Genomic DNA, 25,359 nt, shown 5'->3' on the forward strand with positions numbered 1-25,359 from the left:
GCGTTGGCCGGCCGGTTCGATGACAACCATCCCTTCCTCGATGGACCAGTGGCCGCGGATCCACGCGGCCAGCTGATCCGGTTTCGCCTGGTCGACTTGCAGGTCGGTGATGGCGTAGACGGTCTCGGTGGTGAAGCGTTTCGGTTGATCGAGGCGTCGTCGGCGGCGGCGGACCTGCAGGGCCTGGGCGGCGTGCGGGAAGTCGATGCCGGTGGAGACCGTCAGGATCTTGCAGGTGCGGATCTCGCGGCGTCCGTGCCCGCGGTCGTCGTGGCGGGTGGCGTCGGGGACGGCCCGCCAGGGCAGGCCGGCGAGTTGGGCGTGCAGGTTGGGCTGGTTGGCTTTGACGGTCAGGATCCAGTGCGCGCCGCGTTCGGCGAGGTAGGCGACGTGGTCGCGTTGGCAGTGCAGCGCGTCGGCGGTGATCACCGTGTCGCGCAGGTCGCTGATCTGGTCGAGCAACGGCTGGAAGCGGGTGATCTCGTTGGTCTTGCCGCCGACGTCGGTGCTGGCCAGGATCACACCGGTGCCCTGATCACAGGCGGCCATCACGTGATCGGCGGCGGTGACGGCGGTGCGGGATCCGCGGAGGGTCTTGCCGTCGACCGCGATCGCCCGCCGACTGCCCGAGGCGCTGGTCATGGCCCGGCCGGCGAGCCAGCCGCTGATCGCCGTGGTCAGCAGATCCGGGTCCAGGGCCTGCAACAACCGGCGGATCATCGCCTCTGACGGGCGCCGGTCAGCGGCGATACCCAGCGCCTCGGCCGTCTCGTCCGGGACGTCGGCCACCCACTCCGCGATCGCGGAGTACGAGCGGTAGCCGGCCACCACGGCACACACCACCGCGGTCACCACCACGCACAACCGATGCCGCACACCGCGGCGAGCCCGTGGATCAGGCACCCCGGCCAGTGCTGCGGGTAGCCCGCCAGCGGTTTCGGACACGGTCAGAGCCGGTGCAACGGACAAAGACGAGATCAGCGATGATGGCAGAGCGGGCATGACTCACTTCGGATCGATCACCGTGGCGTAGGAACCTTGATGACCTTCTGAGCCGGTCATGCCCGTCTTGCTGCCACCAACACTGGCGCTTCTACTCCAGAAGCCTCAAGTCGGACATCGTCACGACTTTGCCGGGGCCCTGGGACGGTAGCCCGTTACGCGCGAGCGGATGACTCGTTAGCCGTCGGCGACAATCTTCCTCGTCTGGGAGGGGCAATACCATGGCCGAACGGCGTCGACCCGTGAGGTTGCACCGTGGATGACTCCAGGCGTCCTCAACGTGAAGCCGGCGGTCAGGAGGTTGAGGCACCCGGCACCGGGGCGCAATCGCAGACCGAGCGCGTGCGGCCACGTCGTGCAGTCCTCGAAGGGATGCAACCATTGAAGGTGCGGGTCGAGGTCGTGGTAGTCGGCGGTGCCGAAGGGCGCGTCCTGCGTCAGCGTCAGGCCGAGGCCGTCAGATCCGCTCCGGGACGGCTCGCCGAGCATTCGTCGCAACCGGGTAAGCCGAGCGGATCAACCTAGTCATCGGCCAGGCCGGTGCGCGGTGGGCACAGGTAGGTCAGACCGGCGCTGCCGCACCCGATCCTCAGATCCGTCATGGACGGATCGGCCAAGTGCGGCAGCCCTGGTCTCTACACGCGCTCGCCGATACCCAGTCGGGCTTGGGTCTCCTGTGCCCGCTCGGCCGCGGCGCTGGCTCCGTAGTGGCGGGGCATGTCCTCCGAGGTCCAGCCCAGCAAGAGCATCAGATCTCCCGTGTCTCCCCCGGCGCGCTTCCACTCGTGGGCGAAGCTGTGCCGCCAGCGGTGCGCGTGTACGTCCGGCACCCCGGCCGCTTCACCCAGCCGTTTGAGGAGGATCTTGATGCCGTTCGGCGTAAACGGGGCCGCGCCTCGACCCGCCAGCCACAGGTTCGGCAACACGGCACCCTTGTGCTTGTTCCGCGCCCGCAGGTACCGGCTGAGCGCCCGCGCGGTCTTGGGTCCGAACCGCACCCGTCGATCCTTGGCGCCCTTGCCGTGGAAGTGCACCGACTCGGTGTTCAGGTCCACGTCGGTCACCAGCAGGTTGCCGACCTCGGACAGCCGGGCGCCGGTGTTGCAGCACAACCGGATCAACGCCTCGTCCCGCAGGTTTACGAAGCCCTTACCCCTGCAGGCCGCCAGTAGCTTGCCGGTGTCCTCGTCCCGCATGACCGGGATCAGCTTGGTCGGTGTCTTGGGCTGGCGTACCCGCTCCATCGGTGACCGGTCGATCGCCTCCTCGTCGACCACCAGCCACTTGAAGAACTGCTGCAGTCCCTTGTGCTTGTTCAGCGCGGTCGACGCCGACCTGGTCTCGATCATCCAACCCTGGAACGCCTCCACATGCGCCCGCGTCACCGCGCACGGATCATCGGCCGCGTCGTCCGCGTCGGGATCCGGCGAGTGCTCCCCCAGATACCGACCCAACTGCGCGGCGGCCAACAGGTAGTTGTAGCGGGTGGTCTCCGGATAGTTCCCGGCCCGCAGCGACCGGTCCCAGTCCCGCAGGAAGCCGGCCCAGGTCCGGGAGAGCCCGACGGCGAGCTTTTGAAGATCCAGTAGTGACATGGCAACCTGCCCGAGTCAAGGGGTCCAACAGCGGCGTGCTAGACCGGGCATTCATGCCGAGCTATGAAAAGAGGGTTCCCGCAAGTCTCTGACCTGCGGGAACCCTCTCGCTGTCGGGACGGCCGGATTCGAACCGACGACCCCTTGACCCCCAGTGGTCTAAGGGTTGTCCGTAGCGTCCGCCCCGTCCACGTAGAGCAGGTCAGGGCTCCGAACCGGACTCATGTTGTCCATGTCGTCCGGGCTGTGACGAGGAGTCCGTGAGACGGTCGTGAGACGAACCACCCTGCTACTCCCCCGCCGCCGGCTGCTCGTCGGGCCGCTTCGGCATCTTCGCCCCAGGCTCCCGGACGTACCACCGGATGAACTCGCGGAGCACCCCGGACCGGTCCCCGCCGAGCAGGGCAACCGCCCTGCCGAATCGCTCCCAGAGCGTCGGGTCAATCCGGATCGGTCGGGTTGGCGTACCCCTGGTGGGCGCCATCTGATCTCCCCCTTGTGTAGCTACGTTTCCGGCAGCCTACGGGGTTGCGGTGTAGCTACACAAGGTCGTAGGGTGTAGCTACACCCCGGCCCGCCGGAACACGAACCAACAAGGCGGGCCCGGACGCGGAGATACCAGCTCCGGCCGGGCCCTTGATCAGGAAAGTGAGTCCTGACCCATGGCACAGCCTACGATCACCCCGCCCGCCGACCGCATCGACCGCGTGGCCAACGCCGCGCGTCACCTCCACCGCGCCACCCGGGCCGCTGTCGACGTCCCCACCGACGCCGCCGACCAGGTCGCCGACTTCCTCCGGGACCTGGTCCCCGCCGGCCCGACCGTTCCCCGGCAGGCCGCAGCCCCCACCGTCGAGCAGGCCCCGGACCTGACCACCCAGGCCGGCTACCACGCCGCCGTGGACCGGGTCCTTTCCGCCGGCCTCACCGACGCGGAGACGGTCACCCAGCTCCGGGAGGTCGGCACGCTCCGCCGGACCGCCTTGCAGGCCCGGCAGCAGTCCCAGGGCTGCCCGCCCTGGTGCCCCCGCGACCACGGCGGGGAGCAGGTCGTCGAGGGCATCACGATCGGCGTCACCCACGAGCGGGTCCTCGGCGAGGTGACCGCCGAGCACCCGGCGTGGACCGACAGCCAGTCGACCGCCCGCGTCTACCTGGAGACCAGCACCGAGGCCGGGACGGTGACCGGCCCGCCGGCCGTCATCATCACCGTGACGGAGGGCATCGATGGCAGCTACGCCGGAGAGCAGGGTGTGGAGGGCTGGTCCGGTACCGCCGCCCAGGCCCGGCAGTTGGCGGCTGCGCTGCTGGCCGGTGCCGACCTGCTCGACGGTGCCGTCTGATGGCCGCCCGTTCGTTGCCGTCGCTGCCCGGCTGCGGCCGGGCGGCCTCGGCCCGCATCGAGGTCTACTCCCCAGGCCCGACCGGCACCGCCTACGGATCGCTCGACGCCATCGCGTACGCCTGCGGCAGCCACCAAGGCGCCGTGCTGGCGATGCTCGCCGACGCCGGACTCACCGGCCACGTCGACCCGGACCCGAACGCAGCCCGGGACATGGGCCGCCCCTGCGGCCACCTGTTCCGGCTCGACGCCCTGGTGGAGCCGGCCGGGCCGGACGACCACAACGGCACCACCGTGGCCCCGGCCGTCCGGCACCGGGTCACCCGGACCGCCGCCGAGATCGTCGCCGGCCCGCCGCTGCCGCACCAGCCCTGGTGCGCCCCCGACGGCCACCCCACCACCCCGACCTACCACGTCAGCCAGCCCACCCAGATCGAGCAGAGCACCGGGGAGACCACCACGGTCTGCCTGGAGCAGTCCGCGTACGCCCCCGCCCCGCACCTGCTGATCCAGACGTGGCACGCCCGCTGGGACGACACCGCCCCGCCGCACGACCCGGAGGAAGCCGACGAGCAGATCCTCCTGCCGCTGCCGGCCGCCGCCCAGCTCGTCGACGCGATCCGCGGCCTCCTCGCCCAGGCCGAGGCCGGTGGTCCGCAGTGACCCGACACCAGGTGATCGCCCGCCCGGCCGGGCCGCTGTCCCGCGACGTCCTGATCGGCCTGCTCGCCCAGCTCGGCGAGAAGCCGCCGACCACGGTGGCCCGTACGCCGAACGAGCTGCGGGCCGCGATCCTCGCCGCCGCCGACCGGCACCCGACCTGGACCAGCCGCGAGCTGGCCGCCCTGGTCGGCGGTGTCTCCGCGTCCACGGTCCGCCGGTACCTGTCCCGACGGGCGGGTGGTCGCTGATGTTCCGGAACCTCGGCGCCGCGATCGACCGCCTCGTCTACCGCACCGTCGCCGTGTCCACCGTGCTGGCCGTCCTCGCGGGGATGGCGAACTTCGGAGTCATCGGGGGTGTGGCGTGAACGCCGTCGCCCTCTGGCTGCTGCAACAACTGCTGGCCGCTCTCCGGCTGCTGCTGGCCGGACTCATCGCGCTGGCCATCTGGGCGTCGCCCCGGATCTGGCGCGGCCTGGTGGCCGGTTCGCTGGCCGCCGTCGACCTGGTCGAGCGTGCCTCGATCGGCGCCTACCGCCGCTGGGACTCCCGGCACGACGCCGTCGTCGTCGAGGAACTCGGCCAGCAACGCGAACTGACCTCCGCTCCCCATGGCCACGTCCTGTGGTCCGAGATCGTCAAGGAGATCCGCTGATGACCGCCCCCGCCAGCGCGTACCCGCGCACCGTGGACGACTTGATGCCCAAGGCCCGGGAGGTGCCCGTACGGGACGGCGAACTGGTGCCGTCGGTACGCCGCCTGATGTCCCGCCTCAACATCGGCCAGGAGAAGGCGAAGGAGATCCGCACCCGGCTGATCGAGGAAGGCGCACAGCGTGAGGCCCGACCGGAACCGGTCGACGCGGGCCGCCTGCTCCAGCTGCTCGACGAGCGGGCCGAGGCAACCGGAACCACGCCGACCGCCGACGAACTGGTGTCGGAGTACGGCGTCACTCAGGAACAGGCGAGTCTGCTGGCCGAACTCGTCCGGGTCGGTGTGGAGCGGAAGTCGAACGGTCAGCCGGCCGTCTACCCCACGTGGTGGGCCGGCGGACCGGAGACCAGCGTCGCGCCGGAGCGCACCGACGAGCCGGCCCCGGACACGGATGACACTGCGTCCGAGCCGACCCCCGCTCCGGAACCGGTCACCCTGCCCGCTGTGCCGGCCGTGGAGACGCCGGAGCAGCCCCGGGTGGACACGGACACGGATGACACCGCCGCGCCCGCCAAGGGCAAGCCGGTCGCCGTGTGGCCGGTTCTGCCGCTGGCCCTGCCGGCGTTCGTCGCGCTGTGGGCCGGCTGGGTCGACCTCGGCCGGTTGACCGGGTTCGGTCCGGTGAACCTGCTTCCGGGCATCGTCGACCCCGGGAAGTGGGCCACCATCGACAGCTCGATCACGCTGCCGATCGGCATGGAGACGTACGCGGCCTACGCCCTCTACGTGTGGCTTTCCGGTCGGGTGCCACAGCGCGCTCGCCGGTTCGCGATGTGGTCGGCGATCACGTCGCTGGTCGTCGGCGCGCTCGGCCAGGTCGCGTACCACCTGCTGATCGAGGCCGGAGCGACCTCGGCACCGTGGCAGATCACGACCGCGGTGTCGTGCCTGCCGGTCGCCGTTCTCGGCATGGGTGCCGCACTGGCCCACCTGGTGCGGGCGGGTGAGCAGCGATGAGCCGCCGCGAGATCCGCACAACCCGGCGCGACGCCGACCGCGCCCGCCGGCAGGCCGAGCAGAACCGCCAACGCCAGGCCGAGACCGACTACTGGACCACGTTCGTGACCGGTACGGAGGCTGACCGGTGACCGCCGCCTTCGCCGCCGTGTTCGCCGCCTTGTACGCGGCGCACCAGGTGGCCGATCACTGGGTGCAGACGCAGCACCAGGCCGACCACAAGGGCCGCCCCGGCTGGCCCGGCCGGGCCGCCTGCGCCGCGCACGTCGCGACCTACACCCTGACCGCCGTCGTCGCCCTGGCCCTGCTCGCCGCCGTGACCGGCTGGCGACCCGACCCGGGCGCCCTCCTCACCGGGCTGGCCGTCAGCGCAGTGACGCACTACATCGCCGACCGGCGCAGCCCGTTGTTCCGGCTCGCCCTGGTCCTCGGCTCCGGCCAGTTCTGGACGCTCGGAGCGCCCCGGCCGGACCGGGACGATAACCCGAGCCTGGGCACCGGGGCGTACGCCTTGGACCAGAGCTGGCACGTCGGGTGGCTGTTCGTGGCCGCCCTGATCATCGCCTGAGAGGAGTAGATCGTGGTCAGGAAGTTCATGTTCGTGACCGACGCCGACGGCAAGTCGAGGGAGGTCAAGGTGGACCCGGCACACCTGGGTCGGCAGATCCGTGACCACCGGGCCGCCGGCCGGGAGGTCACCGTGCTGACCGAGGACGAGCGGATTCAGGCCGGCCTCAACGCCGCGTGGATCGCCGAGCAGCACCGGGCCGGGCGGATCTGATGCCGAAGCGCCGCGAGGTCAAGACGTGCGAGCGGTGCGGGGCCGGCTACATGGGCAGGCACACCCGGGCCTCGTGTGACTGGTACCTGAGCATCCCGCCGGACGGTGTCGAGCCGGCACCGACCAAACCCGCCCCCAAGACCGAGGAGTAACCCCGATGGGCCTGTTCAGGAAGAAGAGCCAGCCGGCACCGGACCCGGTCGACCGTGGACGGGTGATGCGGCTGATCCAGCTCGGGATGGCCGAGACCGACGCCGGGGACCGGGACCTGCTCGACGACGAGCCGAGCCCGGAGTTCCTGCGCGCGAAGGCCGCCTTCGACGCCGAGCTGCGTACCGCCACCCTGGCCGAGCGCCAGGCCGCCATCGACGCAATCCAGCGGCACGGCTACTGACCCGCACAGCGCGGGGCCCGGCCGACGCCCTCGACAAGCCCGGCCGGGCCCCGCTTCCCCACCAAGGAGGAACCACCAGCATGGCAGCAGAGATCCAGCCCGGCGACGACCTGGAGCCGACCGTCCCGGCACCCCGGGCCGGTACGCCGGAGTACGTCGAACCGCGCGGCGAGCAGGTCGCGCTGGAGCCCGGCCGCGCCGACGGCCCACCCGTCGACCCGCCGATGCGGAAGGCCACCTTCGCCGACATCACCAGCCGCTACCAGCCGAAGGACCGCAAGCCAATCGTTCCGGCGACGCTGCGAACCGCCGCCGGCCGGCACGCCCTGGCCCAATGGGTGATCGCGTTCGTCACCTACACCATCGGCTACTACGGGCTCCGGTCGCCGAAGTACGCCGTCAAGGCCGCCTGCTACGCGCCCCGGGGTGCCCTCCGGCTGACCGGCCGGGCGCTGCGGTGGGCGTTCGACCTGGAAGGCTTCGCCATCCGGCAGGACGCGGCGAGCCGGAACAACGTCGCCGACTACCTCGCCCTGTCGCGGCAGCGTGACCGGCGGGTGTCGTCGCGGATGTGGGTGTTCCTGCCCGGCCTGGTGCTGCTCGCCGTTGCCGTGGCCGCGCTGGTCTGGTTCGCCCCGCCGCTGGTGCAGCTGGGCACCGCGGTGACGGCGCTGCCGGTGCTGGCGTACTTCGGCCGGGCGGTCGGGGAACCGTTCTTCGAGCGGGCCTGGACCGGGGAGCGGTTCATCCGGCTGACCGCCATCCTGACCCGGCAAGCGATCCTGGCCTGCAACATCAAGGGGGTCAAAGAGCCCGGTGACATCAAGTTCGTCCGGGACATCTTCCGGGCCGACGCCGGCCACGAGGCCCTGATCACCCTGCCACCCGGTGTGCTGGCCACCGACGTGATCGACCAGCGTGACCGGCTCGCGTCCGGGTTCCGGCTACCGAAGCAGCAGGTATGGCCAGCCACGATCCCCGGCGAGCACCCCGGCATGCTGTCGATCTGGGTAGCGGACCGGCCGGTCAACCAGATGACCCCGCCGCCGTGGCCGCTGCTCGACGGCGGCACCTTCGACTACTTCACCGACACGTTCGTCTACGGCTACGACGAGCGGATGCGCCCGGTCAGCTACCCGCTGGAGCAGAAAAACAGCCTCTTCGGTGGCATCCCCGGCTCCGGCAAGACGAAGTCGGTCCTGGTGCTGCCGCTGGCCGCGATCCATGACCCGCTGGTGCTGCTGCTCGCCTTCGATCTGAAGGGGTCCGGTGACCTCGACGTCCTGGAGCCGCTGTGCCTCAAGGGCCTGTACGGCTCCGGCGGCGACGAGGCCACGAAAGAGGCCGCCCTCGCCGCGCTGGAGTGGCTGTACCGGCAGTGCGACGAGCGGGCCGCCCTGGTCCGGCAGTACGCCCGCCAGGGCCTCAACACCGAGAACCGGGTCAACCGGCGGATGGCCGAGAAGGACGCCCGGCTCCGGCCGCTGCTGGGCATCTTCGACGAGTTGCAGGAGCTGCTCACCGATCCGGACCTGGGCAAGCGGGCCAAGTTCCTCCTCACCTCGATCATCAAGCGTGGTCGGGCCCTGGCGATGCACATCGTCTTCGCGACCCAGCGGATCGACTCCCAGTCGGTGCCGCCGGGGATCAGCTCGAACTTCGCCATCCGGAACTGCCTCGCGGTGCCGTCGCACACCGAGACGAACCTGGTGCTCGGCACCGGCGCCTACGCCCGGGGTGCCCGGCCGACGGAGTTCGAGCCCGGCGACAGCACCGGGCCGAAGGACTCCGGCTGGGCGTACCAGGCCGGCAACGGTCCCACCAGGGCGGTTCGGTCCTGCTACATCGACAACCCGACCGCCGCCGCGATCGTGGCCCGGGTCATCGAGGCCCGGCGCGGCGGCCAGGTCGAGGAGGTCGAGGTGCCGAAGTACGAGATGCGGAACCTGCTCGCCGACGTCCGGCAGGTGTGGCACGAGGGCGAGGAAGCCCTCTGGTCGGAGCTGATCGTGCCTCGGCTCAAGCAGCTCGACCCGGAGGCGTACGCCGATCTCGACGTCGACACCTTCGGCCGGCTGATGTCCGCCGCCGGCGTGCCGACCGAGAGCCTGAACCGCCGGATCGACTCCAGCTCGACGAAACGAGCCACCCGCGCCGGGGTGAAACTCGCCGCCCTGGAGGCCCGGATCACCGCACGGAACGCCGAGACGATCACCGAAACGAACCTGGCGGAGATCGACGACTGATAGCCCCGGGTGGGGCTAGTGCTAGGGGTACCGCTAGGCCCCCTGGCCAGGGAAATAGCCCATAGCCCCACCCGAGCGCCAACCCCCGAATCTGGCCTCTGGAGGCTTCTGGTGTCCCTCGATGGTGCCGCTACCGTCGCCGCGATCGTCGGCGGCTGGCTTCTCTACTACGTGACGTCGTGTGCGATCTTCCCCATGCGTGACTGTCGATGCTGTGGCGGTTCGGGGCACCACCGGCCGGCCGGGGACTCGAAGACGCACCGACGCGGGAAGGTGTCCCGGCCGTGCCGCTGGTGCCGGCAGACGGGGAAACGGTGGAGGTGGGGCCGCCGGCTGTGGAACCACGCCCGGCGCAAGCACCGGACCGCGCGCTGAGCTACTTGACGTAGACGCCGTCTCCGGGACGACCCTCGATCAGCCCTTCGGCCTTCAGCACCAGCATCGCGCCACGAACCGAGCCGTACGACACGCCGTGCTGCGCTTCGAGCTGGGACAGCGACGGCAGCTTGTCTCCGGGCTTCAACTCGCCGGTCCGGATCTGGGTACGGATGGCTTCGGCCACCCGCTCGTACTTCGCGGGCATGGTGGTCTCCTCGGGTCGCACTGCGAGTAGATCACCCATGTCAGCCCCCATCAACTACGTGTACTAAGTCGATCAACGTCACTGCGTAGACCTAGTCTACCTAGTCGATGTAGTGTCCACGGTGTTCCTCCTCGGGTCGCACCAGGAGGAACGGTGCCGGCGGGGCGTCCTCCCGCCGGCACCCCCGCAAGCCGGGCGCGCGGTCACCCCCTCACGCCCCCCGCCGCGCGCCCACAAGCCGGGTCGGCGGCCCGGGGTCACGTCCCTGCTCGACGTGCCCCGGGCCGCCGGCTCCGAAGTGGTGGGAGGGACGCGGGATGGACGACCCCGAGACCGACCGGCTCCGGCGGGTACTCCGGCGCGGCAGAGTCGTAGTCCGCGTGCTGCGGACCGCCGGCTACCAGCAGCGAGCCGACCGGATCGACCGCCTCCTCCAGGTCGTAGAGCACTGGACGCCGGTCCCGCTGCCGCCGCTGTTCCCGCCCGACGACGAACCACGATGACCGCCGATCCCGCCCTCACCGACGACCAGGTCGTCACCATGCACACCGACGGCCGCCGCTGCCTCGACTGCGGGCCGAGAGGCGGCTGCATCGTCCTCCTCGCCGCCGTTCACCGGCGCGGCACGGCAGCGGCGATCCTGCGGGACGTGACCCGCCAGCTCGTCACCGATCACCAGCTCCGCACAATCGTGGAAGGACAGCAGCCGTGAGGACGTACTCGATCTGCCTGCCGTGCGCGGTCGCCCGCCTGCCGCCGGTCAGCACCGACCCGCACGGCTGCCCAGACCGGGTACAGCTGCTCGACGGCTTCCAGTTTCGGGCGTACCCGTGCCAGTGTCCGGACTGCTGGCCGGACCGGCAGCCGTCGACCAGCTCGGCGACGGGTCGGCCCTGACCGGCTACGGGCGTTCCAGGCCGAGGTACCGGTCGACGGTCTGGCTCCGCAGGGCCGCTGCGTCGATCAGTTGGTCCTTGATGACCCGCCCATCCGGCCACTCCAGGATCAGCCGTAGCGTGCCCAGGAAGCCGCCGCCCGCGTTGCTGAGCGGCTGGACGGTCGCGCCCCGGCCGAGGTGGACCAGCTCCGGCCCTTCCTCACCGACGATGGCGAGGCCGGCCGCCGTGGCGGTGCCACCCCGGGCCAGGAACGGGATGTTCGGCGTACCGACCGACCCGCCACCGACCGTGGCACCCATGAACGACACCGACGGCAGTTGCAGCTCCAGGCTGTTCCACCGGCCGATGATCCAGTTCAGGGCGGATCGGAACGATTCCCGAATACCGTTCCACATACCCGACGCGGCACGGGAGATCCGGCTCGGCAACCCTCTGATGAAATCAACCATCGCGGTGAATTTGTCGACAACCCACCGGCCAGCGGATGTGGCACCGTTCTTGATCGAATTCCACACCGTGGCTGTCGTGTTGCCCAGTGAGCTGAAGGTATCGACGATCCATTGGTAGAGCGACGCCAGTGAGCCGATCAGCCACCCGGCAGCGATGATCGCGCCTTCGATGAACATCAGCATGTGGGTAAGAACGGTGTTCGCGCCCTCTCCACCGCTGGCGATGCTGCTGAGGAAAGACGACATGGCAACGCCGATCTCCGGCAGATACTCCGCTAACGTCTCGAACAGCGGAACGCTTTGCTCGACGGCTTCTTTCAACCCCGGCATCATGTTGTCACCGAATTTGGTGAGCGCTGGTGCGAGTTTATCGATTACCGGTGCGATCATGGCGCCGATCTCTTTGAGACCGGGTCCCCACCGCTCGATCGCATCGCCGAAGGTGTCCGCTGCCCTGATCAGCGGCCCCTTGAACGGCTCGGCGAACCCGGTCAGGGCTTCCTTGGCCCGGTCGCCGAACGTTGACCAGGCGGCGGCGACCCTCGGGTCCTTGATGGCCTGCTTGATGCCAACGGCCAGGACACCGCCGCCGACGGCGAGGAGTACCCCGGCGGCCAGGGCGGCACCGAACGCGGCTGCCATGGTGGCTGCCATGGTGGCGCCTACGGCGGCGAGGACGCCCTGTACCTGGGGTGGTAGGCCGCTAAATCCGCCACTGACGATGTTGGAGATCTTGGCACCGAAGTCGGCTCCGAACCGGCCGAGGAACCCGAGAGCTGCCATGGCGCCAGCCGGACCGGCGCTCTTGCTGATGCCGTCGAACGGGGACACGAACCGGCCTCGGGCGTCACGAAGGCGACCGTCCGCGCCGCGCACCCATTCCTCGCCTGCCCGCTGGCCACCGGCGCCGAGGACCGCGGCCATGGCAACAGCGGTCGCGGCCGCTTCGGTCTCCATGTCCCGGCCGCCGCGGCGTACCTCCTGCCGGCCGTCGGCCATGCCCTTGCGGAGCTGGTCGTTGTCCGTTCGCAGGATGACCGAGAGTTCGCCGAGCCTGAGCCCCACGGGGTGCCTCCTACTTCGCGTTCTGCCAGGCGGCCAGCTCCGGGCCGAGCAGGTCGTCATGGGCCGGGCAGTCCGCCTCGTGCGGGATCGGCATGTGCGCGGTGCCCTGCTCGGCGGCGGCGGCCTGTACGGCGGTCGGTGCGGGCCGCTGAGCACCGCACGGGCACCGGCCCAGGGCGGCGGCCACCCGACGCCGCCGGAGCCCTTCAGCGAGCGCTGGAGAGGCGTCGGCGGGGATGACGGGCACCTCGGTCACGGCGGGGAGGCCGTCGACGACGATGGCGACCGGCTCGGTAACGAGCTGCCGCACCGACGGGCCGGACGGCTTCCGGCGGCCGGCCTTGGCCAGGGCACGCCGGTCCCGGCGGCTGGTCGGGCCGGCGTCGACCTGGAGCCGACCGTCCGGGGTCCGGGACGTCGACACGGTCAGCCCTGCCCGGCCGGCGCGGCGTCGACCTGCTCGACCGGGTACCCCTTCCGGCGGAAGTAGGCCAGAGCCCGGCGCCCCTCATCGGTGTCGGTGGTGACCGTGCCGATGCCGGCAGCGAACCGGACGCCCGCGATCACCTCGTTGACCGGGTCCCGGTACGACCGGCCTTCACCGTCTCGCCCAGTCCGGAACGCCTCGATCCGGTACCTCCCAACCGGCTCCGCCGGTACGGGTGCCGCCTCCTGCTCGCTGCCGGGGGCGAGCTGCGGGTACGCGCGGGCGGTCTGGTGCGCGGCTGACGCGGCCGTCTGCGCCGTCTCGCCGTGTTCGAGGCGCATCGTGCGGGCCAGGCCCGGATCGTCGGCCAGCGCCCCGTTCAGGGCCGCCAGAACCGCCGAGACAGGCGGCACCCGCCACATGGTGCGCCGCCTGCCGTCCGGGTCGATCACAGCGAACTTCGCGGCGGAATCCCCGTACGCGGACCGGGCCAGCCCAGCAGCATGCAACAGGTTGGTCTCCCCGTGCTGCTGGGCCTCTTCGAGTACCGCGCCAGCCTGCGGGGCCAGGATCTCCAACTGCTCCTGGTCGGCTTCCACCACGGCGTACAGGTGGCGCAGCGACGTGACCGCAGCACCGTACGCGGCGACGACCGCGCCGTCGTCGAGGGTGAGTTGCCGGACTGCCTGCCCCATCTGGGCGTACATCTCGTGGCGGGCGGCGATCATCGCCTCATCGGCCCGACGGCGTGCGGCATCGACGCGGAGGGCGGCGAACTCGACCAGCTCGCGGGCGTCGCGTAGCTCGGCCGGCCGTATGTCGGGGTCACCGGCCCGGACGCGCTCTTCGAGGGCGGCGAGGAGGTCGGCGGCTTCCCGGTGCTCCCGGGTCGCGGCCTGGATCTCCTGCTCTCCGGCGGTGGCGGCCCGTATCCCGGACTCGATCACGTTGGTCACTGTTGGTCATCTCCCTGCTCGGTCGTGGTGGTGCGGCGGCCGAGGCCGAAGGACATGCGCCAGTTGGCGCCGTTGTCGGCGGTGCCCCAGGCTGCGCGGGCGTCGGCCTGCCGCTGGTCTGCCTGCTCGACGGCGGCTGCCAGGCGGTCACCAACGGCCTGTTCGAGAGTGGTCACCGGGTGCCTCCGTACCGGTAGTGGTCGAGGCTCGCCACGTCGACGAGCCAGGTTCGGCGGCCGGCCCGGCGGGCGCTCACTCCACCGGACCGGCACAACCGGCGCACGAACTGGACGGAGCAGCCGAGGACGGCAGCCGCTTCGGTCGTGCTGATCTCCACCTTGGGCCCTGCCGGTGTCGGGGTTTCGGTAGCGAACTCGGCGGCCTGGTCGTGGTGGTGCTCGGCACGGGCCAGGACGAAGAGCAGTTCCCTGGCGGCGGCGCTGGGCGCTCCGCCGTCGCTGCGGATGTGCTCCCGAAGGACTTCGACGAGGAAGCGACGTACCGGCTTGGCCAGGTGCGCGGGAACGATCACGGACCCGTCGGCCAGCTCGACGGGTCCACTCAGCGGATTCCGCTGCACGCCTTGTTTCTCCTGGTCAGGCGGCATGTGGTCACGCACTGGCCACGGTGTCGCGCTGCTCCTGGTCGTCGTCGAGGCCGGGGAACTGGCGGCGGATCGCGGCCGGCAGCTCGCGGGCCGGCACGGCGGCGAGGTTGCCCGGGTTCCGGATCAGGTTGACCTGATGCCGGAGCCGGGCGACAGCGGCCCGCCGGCCGGCCGGGGTCGCGGTGACCGCGTCGGCGGCCAGCTCGGCGGCACGCCGGATCGTCGCCTGCTCCGCCTCGGTCGCGGGCCGCATCCTGGTGCGGCGACGGCCAGCCATCACGACCGGCCCAGCCGGGCACGAAGCGGCGGCAGCGCGTTGGCGTTCGCGGCCCGGCGGGCGGCCCGGAGACGGCGTGCACGGCGTCGGGCACCGCCGGGGGTGGACTGGACCAGCGACGGGCCGGCAACGTCCTCCAGGAACGCCGCCAGCTCGTCGACAGCCGTCCGCCGGCCCGCCGGGGTGTACCCGGCCGGGATCGTCAACGCGTACGCCAAAGCAGCGAGCAGGGCGCTGGTCGGGCGGATGCGGCCCGTCTCCAGGCGTTCGATGGTGCGGGGGTGGCAGCCCGCCAGGCCGGCAAGGGCACGCTGCGACAGCCGCGCCGCACGGCGGCGGGTCCGGACAGCGGCACCGACGGTGGCGCGGATTCGGGCCTGCTCTACCGGGTCTGGTGTGCCGGACCGGTTCCGGGCGGGTACCGGCGCAACGCGGGCGGCTGACACGCGCGGGGCAGGAACCGAGGCCCGGGGCGACACGTTGGTCATGCCGGCTACGCCACCTGGCCAACGCGGCGTCGGTCCGGTCCGTCGAGCACCACGATGCGGCAGCTCTCGGCCAGTCGGGAGGCGATCCGGTCGCCGATCGAGTCGCGCAGCTCGGCGACGCCGAGGTTGGTCGTGAAGATGCTGGGCCGCATGTCCAGGTATCGGCCGTCGATGAGCCGGTACGTGGTCTCTTCGACCCACTCCGAGGTCTTGCCGACCCCGAGGTCGTCGAGGAGGAGTAGGCCGGCTTCCCGGTAGTGCTCGACTCGGCGCTCTGGCTTTCCGCCCGGTTCGGGGCGTAGGGAGGCGAGTAGGTCGGGGAAGCGGGTGGCGATCCAGTCGCGGCCGGGCAGCTCGGGGGCGACGGTGCGGAGGGCGCCGTACGCCTGGTGGGTCTTGCCGACGCCGACCGGGCCGAGCAGGAGCAGCGACGGGGCGTGCTCGGGGTCCTTGACGACGGTGGCGGTCCAGTCGAGGACGGCGGGGTGGTCGGCTTGGGCGTCGCGGTAGCGGCGGGGGAATCGGCGGTCGCAGTCGCGGCGTACCCGTTCGGTGTGGATCTCCCATCGGGCGTTGGGGTCGACGGCCTTCCGCTCACCCGCGCAGGGTCCGCAGTACGCGGCGGGGTTGCCGGGGTGGTCGGGGCACTCGCCGGGTTTGGCCACGGGCAGGGGTGCGATGGCGAGCGGCCTGGTTCGGGGTAGGAGCTGGCTCAGGGGGGTCGGCTCGGGCATCACAGGTTCCCTCGGTAGTGGGCTGCGGGGTCTGCCGGGTCGCGGTACGGCTGGTGGCCGTTCTGGCGGCTGTTGCCGTTTCCGGCTCGCTCGGTCTTCCACTTCTGGGCGTTGCGCATCCAGGTGCGCCAGGCGGCGATCCAGTCGGCCTTGATGGCTTTGGCGCCGGTGGCGGCCCGCCAGTGGTCGACGAAGTTCGCGGTCTCGATCGCGATGTCGACGTCGGGGGTGTGCTCGCGGTACCAGGCGCGCATGCGGTCGTCGACGGCGAAGTTCTCCGGTACCCGGGTGCCCCGGGTCGACTTCGCCGTCTGGTCCCGTTCCGGGACTGGTCCGGCTCCCGGACTAGTCAGGTCCCCATGTACTTCATTGGTCTGGGTGGTCTGGACAAGGTCTGGATCGTGTCCCGTTCCGGGACTAGTCCGGTCCCGCTCCGGGACTAGTCTGCGTCCCGCTCCCGGACTAGTCCCGCTCTGGGACTGGTCCGGTTCCGGGACTAGTCCCAGAGCGGGACTAGCCTGGTCAGGAGTCTTCAGCCGATATCGGGTGCGCTCCTTGTCGGCCCAGGCGCGGGCAACGGTAGGGCGCAGCCGATCGAGCCAGTTCCCTTCCTCGGCGGCTGTCAGGGCCCGGGCAACGGTAGATCGGCCGAGACCGGTTGCCTTGGCCAGTCCGGTCAACGATGGCGTGTGCTCGGCTGGCGTGACGCCGGCTGGCCAGTCGGCGACCACGGCCAGGGTGAGCAGAGCGTGCCGTACTGGCGCGGCCAGGTCGGACGCCAGTACGGCACGCTCAAACGCCCATCGTGGATTCGTCACGCTCTTCTGCTCTCGTTCGTGCTTGATGACCGATCAAGTACCGCCGATTTTCGAGCTTGTGAGCTGCGGCGATGCGGCGGCATCTCACGGCGTCTCACTCAGGGGTGGCGTTCAGCGCTGCCAGGATCGAGCTGGTTACGACCGTGGTGCGGCGGCCGACCTTGAGGGTCCGGGCGGGAAAGGTGCCAAGACGGATGGACTCGTAGGCGTGACTGCGGCCGACACCGAGGGCGGCGGCGGCCAGTTCGACGCTGACCGTCGCGGGCCACGCCCGGATCTCGTCGAGCGTTGGGCCCTTCGCGGGGCGGAGCTTGGTGGACATGGAGTCATCCTGTTCCGTCTCTAGGACGCAAGAGTGCGTCACTGGGACTGGACTGCCCGGACAGGATGGCACGGCATGGACACCCCGTCAACAAGGCGGTAGCGTGCGTCCCTGTGACAGAACCTCTCGGGTTGGGAGACACGCTCTCCGCTCAGGTCCGCCGGTACCGACTCGCGAAGGGCTGGAGCGTGCGCCAGCTCGCCGAGGAGTGTCAGCGCCTCGGCATGCCAGAACTGACCGAGGCGTCACTTGGCAACATCGAGCGTGGCCAGAAGGAGGGCGCCAAGCGAGGCATTCGCCGCGTGACCGCCGAAGAGCTGGTTGTGCTCGCCGTTGCCCTCGACGCGACCCCGCTGCAACTCATGTACCCCTTCGATAAGGTCCGGGCCGTCAAGGTCCTGCCGAGCGTGGAAGCGGGCGCATGGGACGCTGCAGCCTGGTTCGCGGGTCGGGCAGCATTCCCCCGTCCCGAAGCGTTCGATCCGGAGTTCGGGGTGTACGAGAAGGGCTCCGTGGCCGTCGAGCTGTGGGAGCAGCACGAGCGGCAGCTCTTCGAGTGGCGCATCCGCAGCCACCAGGCCAAGCAGGCCGATCGGCGGGCACCGCACGCCGCCGATCCCGACGAGGCCGTGAAGGCACACCGTAGAGCCGAGCAGGTCGCTAACAGCCTGTGGGAGATCCGCCGGCAGATGCGGCAACACAAGATCCTCACGCCCGAACTGCCCGAAGAGCTGCGGTACATCGACACCGACAAGACCCCCCTGAACCGGGCCGTCGAGCAGCGTCTCCGGTCCGACTACCCGGATCAATGGGTCGATGAAGACCAGGAGGAGGCTGCAAGGGGTGGCAGATCCGATCAAGCGGGTTGAACTGAAGAGCGGAGCGGTCCGGTACCGGTTTGTCATCGACGTCGGCCGTGACCCGGAGACCGGGAAGCGGAAGCAGGTGACGCACACCTACGACACGAAGAAGGAGGCCAAGGCCGAGTACGCCCGGATCAAGCATGAGACCGACCGGGGCACGTACGTCGCGCCGAGCAAGCTGACCGTCGACCAGTTCCTTGACCAGTGGTTGAAGTCGGCGACCCGGGACGTCGAGCAGGGCACCGCGGCGAACTACCGTGACGCCCTGCTGCCGGTCCGGGCCCGGCTGGGTGACCGCGTGCTCCAGGGCGTCACCGAGCCGGACATCGAGGCCCTGGTGGACTGGATGCTGACCGAGGGCCGCCGGCGAGGTGGCCAGCCCGGGACCGGGCTCGGTGTCCGGTCGGTCCGGCTGACCCTGGGCCGGCTCCGGACCGCGCTGAACGTGGCCGTGCGGCGCCAGCTCGTCGTGCGCAACGTCGCCCTGTTCGTCACCATCCCCCGCGAGGCGGCCAAGGCCGCGATCGAGGCCAAGGCCGCCCGGAAGCCGTGGACGCAGGAGGAGGTGAAGACGTTCCTTACCGGGATCGCCGGAGAGCGGCTGTACGCCGTCTGCCTGCTCTCGCTGATGGGTCTCCGCCCGGCCGAGGTGTGCGGGCTGCGGTGGTCCGATGTCGACTTCGACGGCGGCACGATCGCGGCCGGAGACAACACCCGGACCATCGTCGACGGGGAGGTGGTGGAGAAGTCGGCGAAGTCGGCGGCCGGCAAGCGGGGCCTGCCGGCACCGCCCAGCGCGTTGCAGGCGCTGCGGTCGTTCCGGACCAAGCAGAAGGCCGAGAAGCTGGAGGCCGGCGAGGCGTACACCGATTCGGGCTATGTGCTCGTCGACGAGCTCGGCCAGCCGCAGCGCACCGACTGGCTACGGCGGCGGGTGTACGAGTTGATGGCCAAGGTCGGCGTGCGGAAGGTTCGGCCGTACGACGCCCGGCACGCCTGCCTGACGTACCTCGGCACCGCCGGGGTGCCCGATGTGGTGCTGGCGGCCTGGGCCGGTCACGCCGACGGCGGCACCCTGGCGAAGCGGGTCTACATCCACCCTGACAGCAGTCATCTGAAGGTGGCTGCCGACCAGCTCGAAGCCGGGTTGTTCGGCTGAAGCTTCAGCAGTACGCGCGTACGTGAGGGATTGTGAGACGGGACAGCAAAAGGGCCCCGACTCACCGAAGTGAATCAAGGCCCTGACCTGCTCCTACATGGTCGGGACGGCCGGATTCGAACCGACGACCCCTTGACCCCCAGTCAAGTGCGCTACCAAACTGCGCCACGTCCCGCCCCGCGCGGCACACCGCGCGGCAGCCGGTACAGCGTAGCGCAGGACCCTTTCGTACGCGCAGCGGCCTACCGCCCTCCGTCACCGGAACCTGCCCGTCCGACCCGGCCCACACTCCCTACCGCGTCCTAGGAAGATAGGTGGACTGCTGGGTCCAGTGCCGAAGACACCGGACCCGGCAGACCGGCGGTCATGGCCGGCCGACGGTCATGGCCGGCCGACGGAAGGCGGGACGGCTCAGCCGTGCGGCTTGCCCCGCCCGCCGGCTCCGACCTTCTTGCGGGGCCGTACCGAAACCTCCACCGGACTGCCGACAAAGCCGAACTCCTCGCGGAGCTTGCGCTCGACGAAGCGCTGGTAGCCGGCGTCCAGTGGGCCGGTGGTGAAGAGCACGAACCGGGGCGGGCAGGTCCCCGCCTGGGTGGCGAAGAGCACCCGAGGCGCCCGGCCGCCCCGCACCGGGTGTGGGGTCGCCTGCACCAGCGCGGTGAGCCACTGGTTGAGCTGCCCGGTCGGGATCCGGGTCTCCCAGCTGGCCAGGGCGGTACGCAGTGCGGGGGCGAGCTTGTCCACCGCCCGTCCGGTCCTGGCCGAGACGTTGATCCGGATCGCCCACGGGATCCGGCGCAGCTCCCGCTCGATCTCCTTGTCCAGGTAGTAGCGGCGGTCCGCGTCGACAAGGTCCCACTTGTTGAAGGCGATCACCAGGGCCCGACCGGTCTCGGTGACCGTGGTGAGGATCCGCTGGTCCTGCTCGCTGATCGGCTCACTGGCGTCGAGCAGCACCACCGCCACCTCCGCCGCCTCGATAGCGGCGGCGGTACGCAGACTCGCGTAGTATTCCGTGCCACTGGCCTTGCCGACCCGCTTGCGCAGCCCGGCGGTGTCCACCAGCTGCCAGACCTCGCCACCGATCTCGACCAGGCTGTCCACCGGGTCGACGGTGGTACCCGCGACCGAGTCGACCACCGCCCGCTCCTCTTTGGCGAGCCGGTTGAGCAGGCTGGACTTGCCGACGTTCGGGCGGCCGACCAGGGCCACCCGGCGCGGGCCGCGTGGCCCCGCCTCGGTGATCGGCGGGGCGTCCGGCAGTGCTTCGAGGATCGCGTCGAGCAGGTCGCCGGAGCCCCGGCCGTGCAGTGCGGAGACCGGGCGCGGCTCGCCGAGCCCGAGCGACCACAACGAGGTCGCCTCGAGTTCCACCGCCGTGTTGTCGGCCTTGTTCGCCACCAGCAGCACCGGCTTGGCGCTGCGCCGGAGCATGCGTACGGCGGCCTCGTCGACGTCGGTCGCCCCGACGGTCGCGTCGACCACGAAGAGCACCACGTCGGCCGTGGCGACCGCGTTCTCGGCCTGGGCGGCGATCGCGCCGGCCCGGTCCTTCGCGTCCGGTTCCCAGCCTCCGGTGTCGACCACCGTGAACTGCCGACCCGACCACTGTGCGTCGTAGGGAACCCGGTCCCGGGTCACCCCCGGAGTGTCCTCCACCACCGCCTGCCGGCGACCGATGATGCGGTTGACCAGCGTCGACTTGCCGACGTTGGGCCGACCGACCACGGCCACCACCGGTACCGGTCCGGTCGGCTCGGCCTCCTCGTCGACGTCCGGCTCCCGCAGTTCGACCCAACCGTCCCCCGCGCTCACGCCGCCTCCTCAACCGTGCCGCCAGGAAGGATCCCGGCCGCGTCGTCCCGCCGGGCACGAACCCGGTCCGCCGCCCCGCCGCCAAATGGCGCACCGCGACCGCCGCCCGTCAGCACACCACCACCGCCGCCCGCCAACACACCGCGATCGCCGCCCGCCAGCACAGGGCGATCGCCGCCCGCTGACGCACCACCGTCACCGCTGCCCGCCAGCGCACCGCTGCCGGAGTCGAATCGGGTCACTGCCCCGGCCGCCGCTCGGTGAGCAGGTCGTGCAGTCGCGCGACGACCTCGTCGACGCCCAGCGCGGTGCTGTCCAGCACCACCGCGTCCGGCGCCTGCCGCAGCGGATCGGTCGCCCGGCTGGAGTCGAGCCGGTCCCGGCGGGCCAGGTCGGCTGCGGTGGCGGCGACATCGGCGGCGTTCTCGGTGCTGCGCCGCCGCGCCCGCGCCTCGGCCGACGCGGTCAGGTAGACCTTGAGGTCGGCGTCCGGCGCCACCACCGAGCCGATGTCCCGGCCCTCCACCACGATCCGGCCGGCCGCCGCGATCATTTCGCGCTGCTGCGCGACGAGCAGCTCCCGGACGGCCGGCACGGCCGACACGGCGGAGACGGCAGCCGTCACCTCCGGGCCCCGGATGTCCCGGTCGACAGCTATCCCGTCGGCGGTCACGCTCGGCGCCTCGGGGTCGACCCCGATCTTCAGCTCGGTCTCGCCGGCCACCTTGGCCACGGCCTCGGCGTCCTGCGGGTCGACGCCGGAGCGCAGCACCGCCCAGGTGACGGCCCGGTACATCGCCCCGGTGTCGAGGTAGCGTGCGCCGAGTGTGCTCGCCAGTCGGCGGGAGACGGTGGACTTCCCCGAACCGGACGGCCCGTCCACGGCAACCACACATTGCCCGGTCCGTACCTTTTCCGCCACCGTTCCTCCTTCACCGATCACTGGGCGATACGCCCGGCACTGCCGCGTTCGCGGGCGGCCGGCCGTGGCGGCGCACCGCGTGTCGCTGTCCATCATGCCCCGTCCACCGGACGGGCCCGCGCCCGACACCGGAGGCACCGAACCGCGCGACGGGCCCGACCGAGCCGACCCGGGGGCCCAGGTCAGTCCCACACCGGCCGGAAAGTTCGCGCCCGGCCGGAAAGTTCCAGATTCACCGCGCCCGACCGGAAGTCGCAGCTGCACCGCAGCCGACCGGAGGCGCAGGGAGTCCTGACCAGGATCAGTCGCCGACCGCCTTGAACAGCGCGGCGATCTCGGCGTTCGTCAACCGGCGGTTACGGCCGGGCCGCAGGTCGCCCAGCCGGATCGGCCCGATGGCGGTACGGATGAGTCGGGACACCGGATGCCCCACCTCCTCCAGCAGCCGCCGGACGATGTGCTTGCGCCCTTCGTGCAGGGTCAGCTCCACCTGGGCGGTACGCCCCAGCGTGTCCACCAGGCGGAACTCGTCCACCCGGGCCACCCCGTCCGACAGCTCCACGCCGGCCTTCAACCGCCGTCCGGCGTCGCGACGCAGCGGCCCGGCCACCTCGCAGAGATAGGTCTTCGGCACCCCGTACGACGGGTGCATCAGCCGGTGCGCCAGCGTGCCGTCGTTGGTCAGCAGCAGCAGTCCCTCGCTGTCGGCGTCGAGCCGCCCGACGTGGTAGACCCGCTCCTCCACCCGGCCGAGGAAGTCGGCCAGCGCGGTGCGGCCCTTCTCGTCCGCCATCGTGGAGACCACGCCACGCGGCTTGTTCATCGCCAGGTAGACCAGCCGGGTGTCGGTGACCAGCCGCTCGCCGTCGACGTAGATGACGGCGGTGGCCGGGTCGACCTTGTCGCCGAGCTGCGCGACCCGCCCGTCGACGGTAACCCGGCGCCGGAAGATCAGGTCTTCGCAGGCGCGTCGGGAGCCGACGCCGGCCCCCGCGAGCACCTTCTGCAGGCGCTCCACGGCGGGGGCGTCGGGACTGTCATCGCGGGGCATCGGCAATCTCTTCCACGTCGTCGGGCAGGAACGGGGCCAGCGGCGGGAGCTGGTTCACGGTGTCCAGCCCTAGTTTCTCCAGGAACAGCGTCGTCGTCCGGTACAGGAAGGCGCCGCTCTCCGGCTCGGTCCCGCACTCCTCCACCAACCCGCGAGTGACCAGGGTACGGATCACCCCGTCACAGTTGACACCCCGGATGGCCGAGATCCGCGACCGGGTCACCGGTTGCTTGTAGGCGACCACGGCAAGGGTCTCCAGCGCCGCCTGGGTCAGCCGGACGGACTGCCCGTCCAACACGAACCGTTCGACGTAGGCGGCGTATTCCGGCCGGGTGTAGAGCCGCCAGCCGCCAGCCGCCCTGCGCAGCTCGAAGCCGTGCCCGGCCGTGGTGTAGCCGGCCGCCAGCCGGTCCAGCAGGGCCGCGATCCGCTCGGTCGGCTGCTCCAGTACCTGCGCCAGCACGATCTCGGTGACCGGCTCGTCGACCACCAGCAGGATGGCCTCCAGGGCGCCGCGCAGCTCGTCGTCGTCGATCAACGCCAGTGCCGTGGCCCGCCGGCCGGCCCCGCCGGGCTCCGGCACCGCCGCCGACGCACCGTCCGCACCCGTTCCGGCATAGTCGGGTACGCCCGCCACCTCCTCCGGCACCGGACCACGCTCGCCGCCCCCGGCCGCCCGCGCCGGCTCCTCGGCGAGCACCGGCTCCGCCGGCTCGTCCGCCTCGTCGGCCCCGGCGACCGCCACCGCCGCAGCCGACTCCACGGCATCAGTCAGCTCGGCAGTCTCAGCAGAGTCGCCGGGCTCGGGTGACTCGAGGTTGTCCCTCGAATCGCCGGGCTCAGGGGACTCCGCCGGATCGGTCGTCTCGGCGGCGGTCAGGGGCGGCTGGGCCTCGGCCGGCCGCTCCCACGGCGGCACCCAGGCCGCCGCCTGCTCGGCCAGCGAGTCGGGCCGCCTTTCGCTGGTCACTCTGCTTCCTCCTGCGTCTCGTCCCCGGCCGCCACCCCGGCCGGCCCGGTCCCGCCGCTCCCCGCAGCCTGCCCCGCAGGCGCCACCACCGGAGCCACCACCCCCGCCGGTACCGGCGCTGTCTCCGGAGCTGCCGCCGGGTCGGCCGGGTCAGCGGCCGGGCGCTCCGGTGGCGCCAGCGCACCGGCGTACTCGTCGATGTCGAGTTCGGCGTCGCCGTCGGCGGGACCGGTCCACCGTACGGTGAGCTCGCCGAGCGCCTCCAGCTGGGCGAAGCCGACCAGCCCCTCCCGGTACAGCTCCAGCAGGGCCAGGAACCGAGCCACCACCTCGAGGGTCGACTCGCAGTCGGCGCAGAGCACCTCGAAGCTGGCGATTCCGGCCTGCCGGAGCCGGTCGCGGAGCAGCGCGGCGTGTTCCCGGACACTCACCCGGACCATGTGCACGTGGTCGATGGAGACCACCGGGGCCTTCTTCGGGGTCATCGCCCGGACCGCCAGCGCGGCGAGCCGGTCCGGCCCGATCCCGAGCACCAGATCCGGCAGCGCCTCGGCGTACCTCGGTTCCAGGGCGACGGCCCGGGGATAGCGGCGGGAGCCGACCGCCTCCAGTTCGAGGATGTGCCCGGCCGCCTCCTTGAACGCCTTGTACTGCAACAGCCGGGCGAAGAGCAGGTCCCTGGCCTCCAGCAGGGCCAGGTCCTCCTCGTCCTCCACCTGGGCGGCCGGCAGCAGCCGGGCGGCCTTGAGATCCAGCAGGGTCGCCGCGACCACCAGGAACTCGCTCGCCTCGTCCAGGTCCCACTCGTCCCCCATCGCCCGGATGTACGCGATGAACTCGTCGGTGACCCGGTGCAGGGCGACCTCGGTCACGTCGAGCTTGTGCTTGCCGATGAGCTGCAACAGCAGGTCGAACGGACCGGTGAAGTTCGCCAGCCGTACGGTGAAGCCGCTGGCCGCCTCCGCGTCGCCCTCGCCCGGCCCCGCGTCGCTCCCGCCCGACGGCTCACCGCCCTCGCCAGACGGCCCGTCGACCCCGCCCGGCGGTGTCTCGGCGGGCACCGGAGCACCGGTCGGCCCGGCCTCGGCCGGCTGCTTGTCGGCGGAGCGGGCTGGCCGCGGCTCCGGCGCGGCCGGGAAGGTGGGCGGGGAACTCACCCGACGACCGTAGTCCACCGGTTCCGGACCGTCAGCCGTCAGCGTCGCCCCGGTACCGTCACTCACCCGATGATCCTCGACACGGCGGGCACCGATCCGGG

35 protein-coding genes, 1 tRNA gene and 1 pseudogene are annotated in these 25,359 nt (G+C 71.3%); 17 read left to right on the top strand and 20 right to left on the bottom strand.

Annotated elements, in window-relative coordinates; genetic code table 11:
• Positions 1–87 precede the first annotated feature (87 nt).
• The 3 genes and pseudogenes from O7626_RS19360 to O7626_RS19370 form a co-directional block, all read right to left on the bottom strand.
• A pseudogene (locus tag O7626_RS19360) lies at positions 88–1,002 on the bottom strand (ISAs1 family transposase); the annotation flags it as partial.
• 635 nt (positions 1,003–1,637) lie between these two features.
• The gene (locus O7626_RS19365; protein ID WP_278062575.1) at positions 1,638–2,597 is read right to left on the bottom strand and encodes a tyrosine-type recombinase/integrase; all 960 of its coding nucleotides are present in this window, start codon (positions 2,595–2,597) and stop codon (positions 1,638–1,640) included.
• Positions 2,598–2,886: 289 nt separating this feature from the next.
• On the bottom strand, positions 2,887–3,081 hold the full coding sequence (locus O7626_RS19370; RefSeq protein WP_278062576.1) for a hypothetical protein: 195 nt from the start codon (positions 3,079–3,081) through the stop codon (positions 2,887–2,889).
• 178 nt (positions 3,082–3,259) lie between these two features.
• On the opposite strand from O7626_RS19370, the gene O7626_RS19375 reads away from it, so the two are divergent.
• The 11 genes from O7626_RS19375 (at position 3,260) to O7626_RS19425 (ending at position 9,693) form a co-directional block, all read left to right on the top strand.
• On the top strand, positions 3,260–3,940 hold the full coding sequence (locus tag O7626_RS19375; protein ID WP_278062577.1) for a hypothetical protein: 681 nt from the start codon (positions 3,260–3,262) through the stop codon (positions 3,938–3,940).
• Entirely contained in the window at positions 3,940–4,602 is a 663-nt protein-coding gene (locus tag O7626_RS19380) for a hypothetical protein (protein ID WP_278062578.1), read from the top strand. The genes O7626_RS19375 and O7626_RS19380 overlap by 1 nt, the downstream gene beginning before the upstream one ends.
• Positions 4,599–4,850: a helix-turn-helix domain-containing protein gene (locus O7626_RS19385; RefSeq protein WP_278062579.1), complete on the top strand. Its 252-nt coding sequence runs from the start codon at positions 4,599–4,601 to the stop codon at positions 4,848–4,850. Before O7626_RS19380 ends, O7626_RS19385 begins: the two co-directional genes overlap by 4 nt.
• A 115-nt stretch (positions 4,851–4,965) precedes the next feature.
• Complete coding sequence (locus O7626_RS19390) at positions 4,966–5,256, top strand: hypothetical protein (protein WP_278062580.1); 291 nt, start codon at positions 4,966–4,968, stop codon at positions 5,254–5,256.
• Entirely contained in the window at positions 5,256–6,272 is a 1,017-nt protein-coding gene (locus tag O7626_RS19395; protein ID WP_278062581.1) for an ABC transporter permease, read from the top strand. Before O7626_RS19390 ends, O7626_RS19395 begins: the two co-directional genes overlap by 1 nt.
• Entirely contained in the window at positions 6,269–6,403 is a 135-nt protein-coding gene (locus O7626_RS19400; protein ID WP_278062582.1) for a hypothetical protein, read from the top strand. Before O7626_RS19395 ends, O7626_RS19400 begins: the two co-directional genes overlap by 4 nt.
• Entirely contained in the window at positions 6,400–6,840 is a 441-nt protein-coding gene (locus tag O7626_RS19405) for a DUF3307 domain-containing protein (RefSeq protein ID WP_278062583.1), read from the top strand. Before O7626_RS19400 ends, O7626_RS19405 begins: the two co-directional genes overlap by 4 nt.
• 12 nt (positions 6,841–6,852) lie before the next feature.
• Positions 6,853–7,053, top strand: a complete 201-nt coding sequence (locus tag O7626_RS19410; RefSeq protein ID WP_278062584.1) for a hypothetical protein — start codon at positions 6,853–6,855, stop codon at positions 7,051–7,053.
• Positions 7,053–7,205: a hypothetical protein gene (locus tag O7626_RS19415; protein WP_278062585.1), complete on the top strand. Its 153-nt coding sequence runs from the start codon at positions 7,053–7,055 to the stop codon at positions 7,203–7,205. The genes O7626_RS19410 and O7626_RS19415 overlap by 1 nt, the downstream gene beginning before the upstream one ends.
• A 5-nt stretch (positions 7,206–7,210) precedes the next feature.
• A complete protein-coding gene (locus O7626_RS19420; protein WP_278062586.1) occupies positions 7,211–7,447 on the top strand; it encodes a hypothetical protein in 237 nt (78 codons plus the stop codon).
• Positions 7,448–7,527: 80 nt separating this feature from the next.
• Positions 7,528–9,693 (top strand): FtsK/SpoIIIE domain-containing protein, encoded by a 2,166-nt coding sequence (locus O7626_RS19425; RefSeq protein ID WP_278062587.1) that lies wholly within the window; start codon positions 7,528–7,530, stop codon positions 9,691–9,693.
• A gap of 376 nt (positions 9,694–10,069) precedes the next feature.
• Here the strand turns inward: O7626_RS19425 and O7626_RS19430 are convergent, their stop codons facing one another.
• A complete protein-coding gene (locus O7626_RS19430) occupies positions 10,070–10,276 on the bottom strand; it encodes a winged helix-turn-helix domain-containing protein (protein ID WP_278062588.1) in 207 nt (68 codons plus the stop codon).
• Positions 10,277–10,593: 317 nt separating this feature from the next.
• On the opposite strand from O7626_RS19430, the gene O7626_RS19435 reads away from it, so the two are divergent.
• The 3 genes from O7626_RS19435 to O7626_RS19445 are packed head-to-tail and all read left to right on the top strand — an operon-like array spanning position 10,594 to position 11,173.
• The gene (locus tag O7626_RS19435) at positions 10,594–10,779 is read left to right on the top strand and encodes a hypothetical protein (protein ID WP_278062589.1); all 186 of its coding nucleotides are present in this window, start codon (positions 10,594–10,596) and stop codon (positions 10,777–10,779) included.
• The gene (locus O7626_RS19440; RefSeq protein ID WP_278062590.1) at positions 10,776–10,988 is read left to right on the top strand and encodes a hypothetical protein; all 213 of its coding nucleotides are present in this window, start codon (positions 10,776–10,778) and stop codon (positions 10,986–10,988) included. The genes O7626_RS19435 and O7626_RS19440 overlap by 4 nt, the downstream gene beginning before the upstream one ends.
• Positions 10,985–11,173, top strand: a complete 189-nt coding sequence (locus O7626_RS19445) for a hypothetical protein (RefSeq protein WP_278062591.1) — start codon at positions 10,985–10,987, stop codon at positions 11,171–11,173. Before O7626_RS19440 ends, O7626_RS19445 begins: the two co-directional genes overlap by 4 nt.
• A gap of 4 nt (positions 11,174–11,177) precedes the next feature.
• Here O7626_RS19445 and O7626_RS19450 read toward each other — a convergent pair whose 3' ends face one another.
• The 7 genes from O7626_RS19450 to O7626_RS19480 are packed head-to-tail and all read right to left on the bottom strand — an operon-like array spanning position 11,178 to position 15,174.
• Entirely contained in the window at positions 11,178–12,689 is a 1,512-nt protein-coding gene (locus tag O7626_RS19450; protein WP_278062592.1) for a hypothetical protein, read from the bottom strand.
• 10 nt (positions 12,690–12,699) lie between these two features.
• Positions 12,700–13,113, bottom strand: coding sequence for a hypothetical protein (locus tag O7626_RS19455; RefSeq protein ID WP_278062593.1), 414 nt, complete (start codon positions 13,111–13,113; stop codon positions 12,700–12,702).
• A 2-nt stretch (positions 13,114–13,115) separates the two neighbouring features.
• Positions 13,116–14,072, bottom strand: a complete 957-nt coding sequence (locus tag O7626_RS19460; RefSeq protein ID WP_278062594.1) for a hypothetical protein — start codon at positions 14,070–14,072, stop codon at positions 13,116–13,118.
• Positions 14,069–14,248, bottom strand: coding sequence for a hypothetical protein (locus O7626_RS19465; protein WP_278062595.1), 180 nt, complete (start codon positions 14,246–14,248; stop codon positions 14,069–14,071). The genes O7626_RS19460 and O7626_RS19465 overlap by 4 nt, the downstream gene beginning before the upstream one ends.
• On the bottom strand, positions 14,245–14,652 hold the full coding sequence (locus O7626_RS19470; protein WP_278062596.1) for a helix-turn-helix domain-containing protein: 408 nt from the start codon (positions 14,650–14,652) through the stop codon (positions 14,245–14,247). Before O7626_RS19470 ends, O7626_RS19465 begins: the two co-directional genes overlap by 4 nt.
• A 31-nt stretch (positions 14,653–14,683) precedes the next feature.
• Positions 14,684–14,932 (bottom strand): hypothetical protein, encoded by a 249-nt coding sequence (locus O7626_RS19475; RefSeq protein ID WP_278062597.1) that lies wholly within the window; start codon positions 14,930–14,932, stop codon positions 14,684–14,686.
• Positions 14,933–14,955: 23 nt separating this feature from the next.
• Positions 14,956–15,174 carry a hypothetical protein gene (locus O7626_RS19480; RefSeq protein ID WP_278062598.1) on the bottom strand — a complete coding sequence of 73 codons (219 nt, stop codon included), beginning with the start codon at positions 15,172–15,174 and terminating at the stop codon, positions 14,956–14,958.
• Positions 15,175–15,237: 63 nt separating this feature from the next.
• Here O7626_RS19480 and O7626_RS19485 point away from each other — a divergent pair, with 63 nt between their 5' ends.
• On the top strand, positions 15,238–15,399 hold the full coding sequence (locus tag O7626_RS19485; RefSeq protein WP_278062599.1) for a hypothetical protein: 162 nt from the start codon (positions 15,238–15,240) through the stop codon (positions 15,397–15,399).
• 50 nt (positions 15,400–15,449) lie between these two features.
• On the opposite strand, the gene O7626_RS19490 is transcribed toward O7626_RS19485, so the two are convergent.
• The 3 genes from O7626_RS19490 to O7626_RS19500 all read right to left on the bottom strand — a co-directional run bounded on the left by O7626_RS19490 (position 15,450) and on the right by O7626_RS19500 (position 17,318).
• The gene (locus O7626_RS19490) at positions 15,450–16,178 is read right to left on the bottom strand and encodes an ATP-binding protein (protein WP_278062600.1); all 729 of its coding nucleotides are present in this window, start codon (positions 16,176–16,178) and stop codon (positions 15,450–15,452) included.
• Complete coding sequence (locus O7626_RS19495; protein WP_278062601.1) at positions 16,178–16,432, bottom strand: hypothetical protein; 255 nt, start codon at positions 16,430–16,432, stop codon at positions 16,178–16,180. The genes O7626_RS19490 and O7626_RS19495 overlap by 1 nt, the downstream gene beginning before the upstream one ends.
• Positions 16,433–17,090: 658 nt before the next feature.
• The gene (locus O7626_RS19500) at positions 17,091–17,318 is read right to left on the bottom strand and encodes a DNA-binding protein (RefSeq protein ID WP_278062602.1); all 228 of its coding nucleotides are present in this window, start codon (positions 17,316–17,318) and stop codon (positions 17,091–17,093) included.
• Between the two features lie 188 nt (positions 17,319–17,506).
• On the opposite strand from O7626_RS19500, the gene O7626_RS19505 reads away from it, so the two are divergent.
• Together O7626_RS19505 and O7626_RS19510 are read left to right on the top strand one after the other, a co-directional pair.
• The gene (locus O7626_RS19505; RefSeq protein ID WP_278062603.1) at positions 17,507–18,187 is read left to right on the top strand and encodes a hypothetical protein; all 681 of its coding nucleotides are present in this window, start codon (positions 17,507–17,509) and stop codon (positions 18,185–18,187) included.
• Entirely contained in the window at positions 18,162–19,340 is a 1,179-nt protein-coding gene (locus tag O7626_RS19510; RefSeq protein ID WP_278062604.1) for a tyrosine-type recombinase/integrase, read from the top strand. The genes O7626_RS19505 and O7626_RS19510 overlap by 26 nt, the downstream gene beginning before the upstream one ends.
• A gap of 98 nt (positions 19,341–19,438) precedes the next feature.
• On the opposite strand, the gene O7626_RS19515 is transcribed toward O7626_RS19510, so the two are convergent.
• The 6 genes from O7626_RS19515 to O7626_RS19540 form a co-directional block, all read right to left on the bottom strand.
• Positions 19,439–19,515, bottom strand: a tRNA-Pro gene (locus O7626_RS19515).
• Positions 19,516–19,751: 236 nt separating this feature from the next.
• Positions 19,752–21,131, bottom strand: a complete 1,380-nt coding sequence (gene der, locus O7626_RS19520) for a ribosome biogenesis GTPase Der (RefSeq protein ID WP_278066212.1) — start codon at positions 21,129–21,131, stop codon at positions 19,752–19,754.
• Between the two features lie 265 nt (positions 21,132–21,396).
• Complete coding sequence (cmk, locus tag O7626_RS19525) at positions 21,397–22,080, bottom strand: (d)CMP kinase (RefSeq protein WP_278062605.1); 684 nt, start codon at positions 22,078–22,080, stop codon at positions 21,397–21,399.
• Positions 22,081–22,381: 301 nt separating this feature from the next.
• Positions 22,382–23,131, bottom strand: a complete 750-nt coding sequence (locus O7626_RS19530; protein WP_278062606.1) for a pseudouridine synthase — start codon at positions 23,129–23,131, stop codon at positions 22,382–22,384.
• Complete coding sequence (gene scpB / locus O7626_RS19535) at positions 23,118–24,101, bottom strand: SMC-Scp complex subunit ScpB (protein WP_278062607.1); 984 nt, start codon at positions 24,099–24,101, stop codon at positions 23,118–23,120. The genes O7626_RS19530 and scpB overlap by 14 nt, the downstream gene beginning before the upstream one ends.
• Positions 24,098–25,258, bottom strand: coding sequence for a ScpA family protein (locus O7626_RS19540; protein WP_278062608.1), 1,161 nt, complete (start codon positions 25,256–25,258; stop codon positions 24,098–24,100). Before O7626_RS19540 ends, scpB begins: the two co-directional genes overlap by 4 nt.
• Positions 25,259–25,359 lie beyond the last annotated feature (101 nt).

Origin of the sequence: Micromonospora sp. WMMD1102, from assembly GCF_029626265.1 — a bacterium.
GTDB lineage: Bacteria > Actinomycetota > Actinomycetes > Mycobacteriales > Micromonosporaceae > Plantactinospora.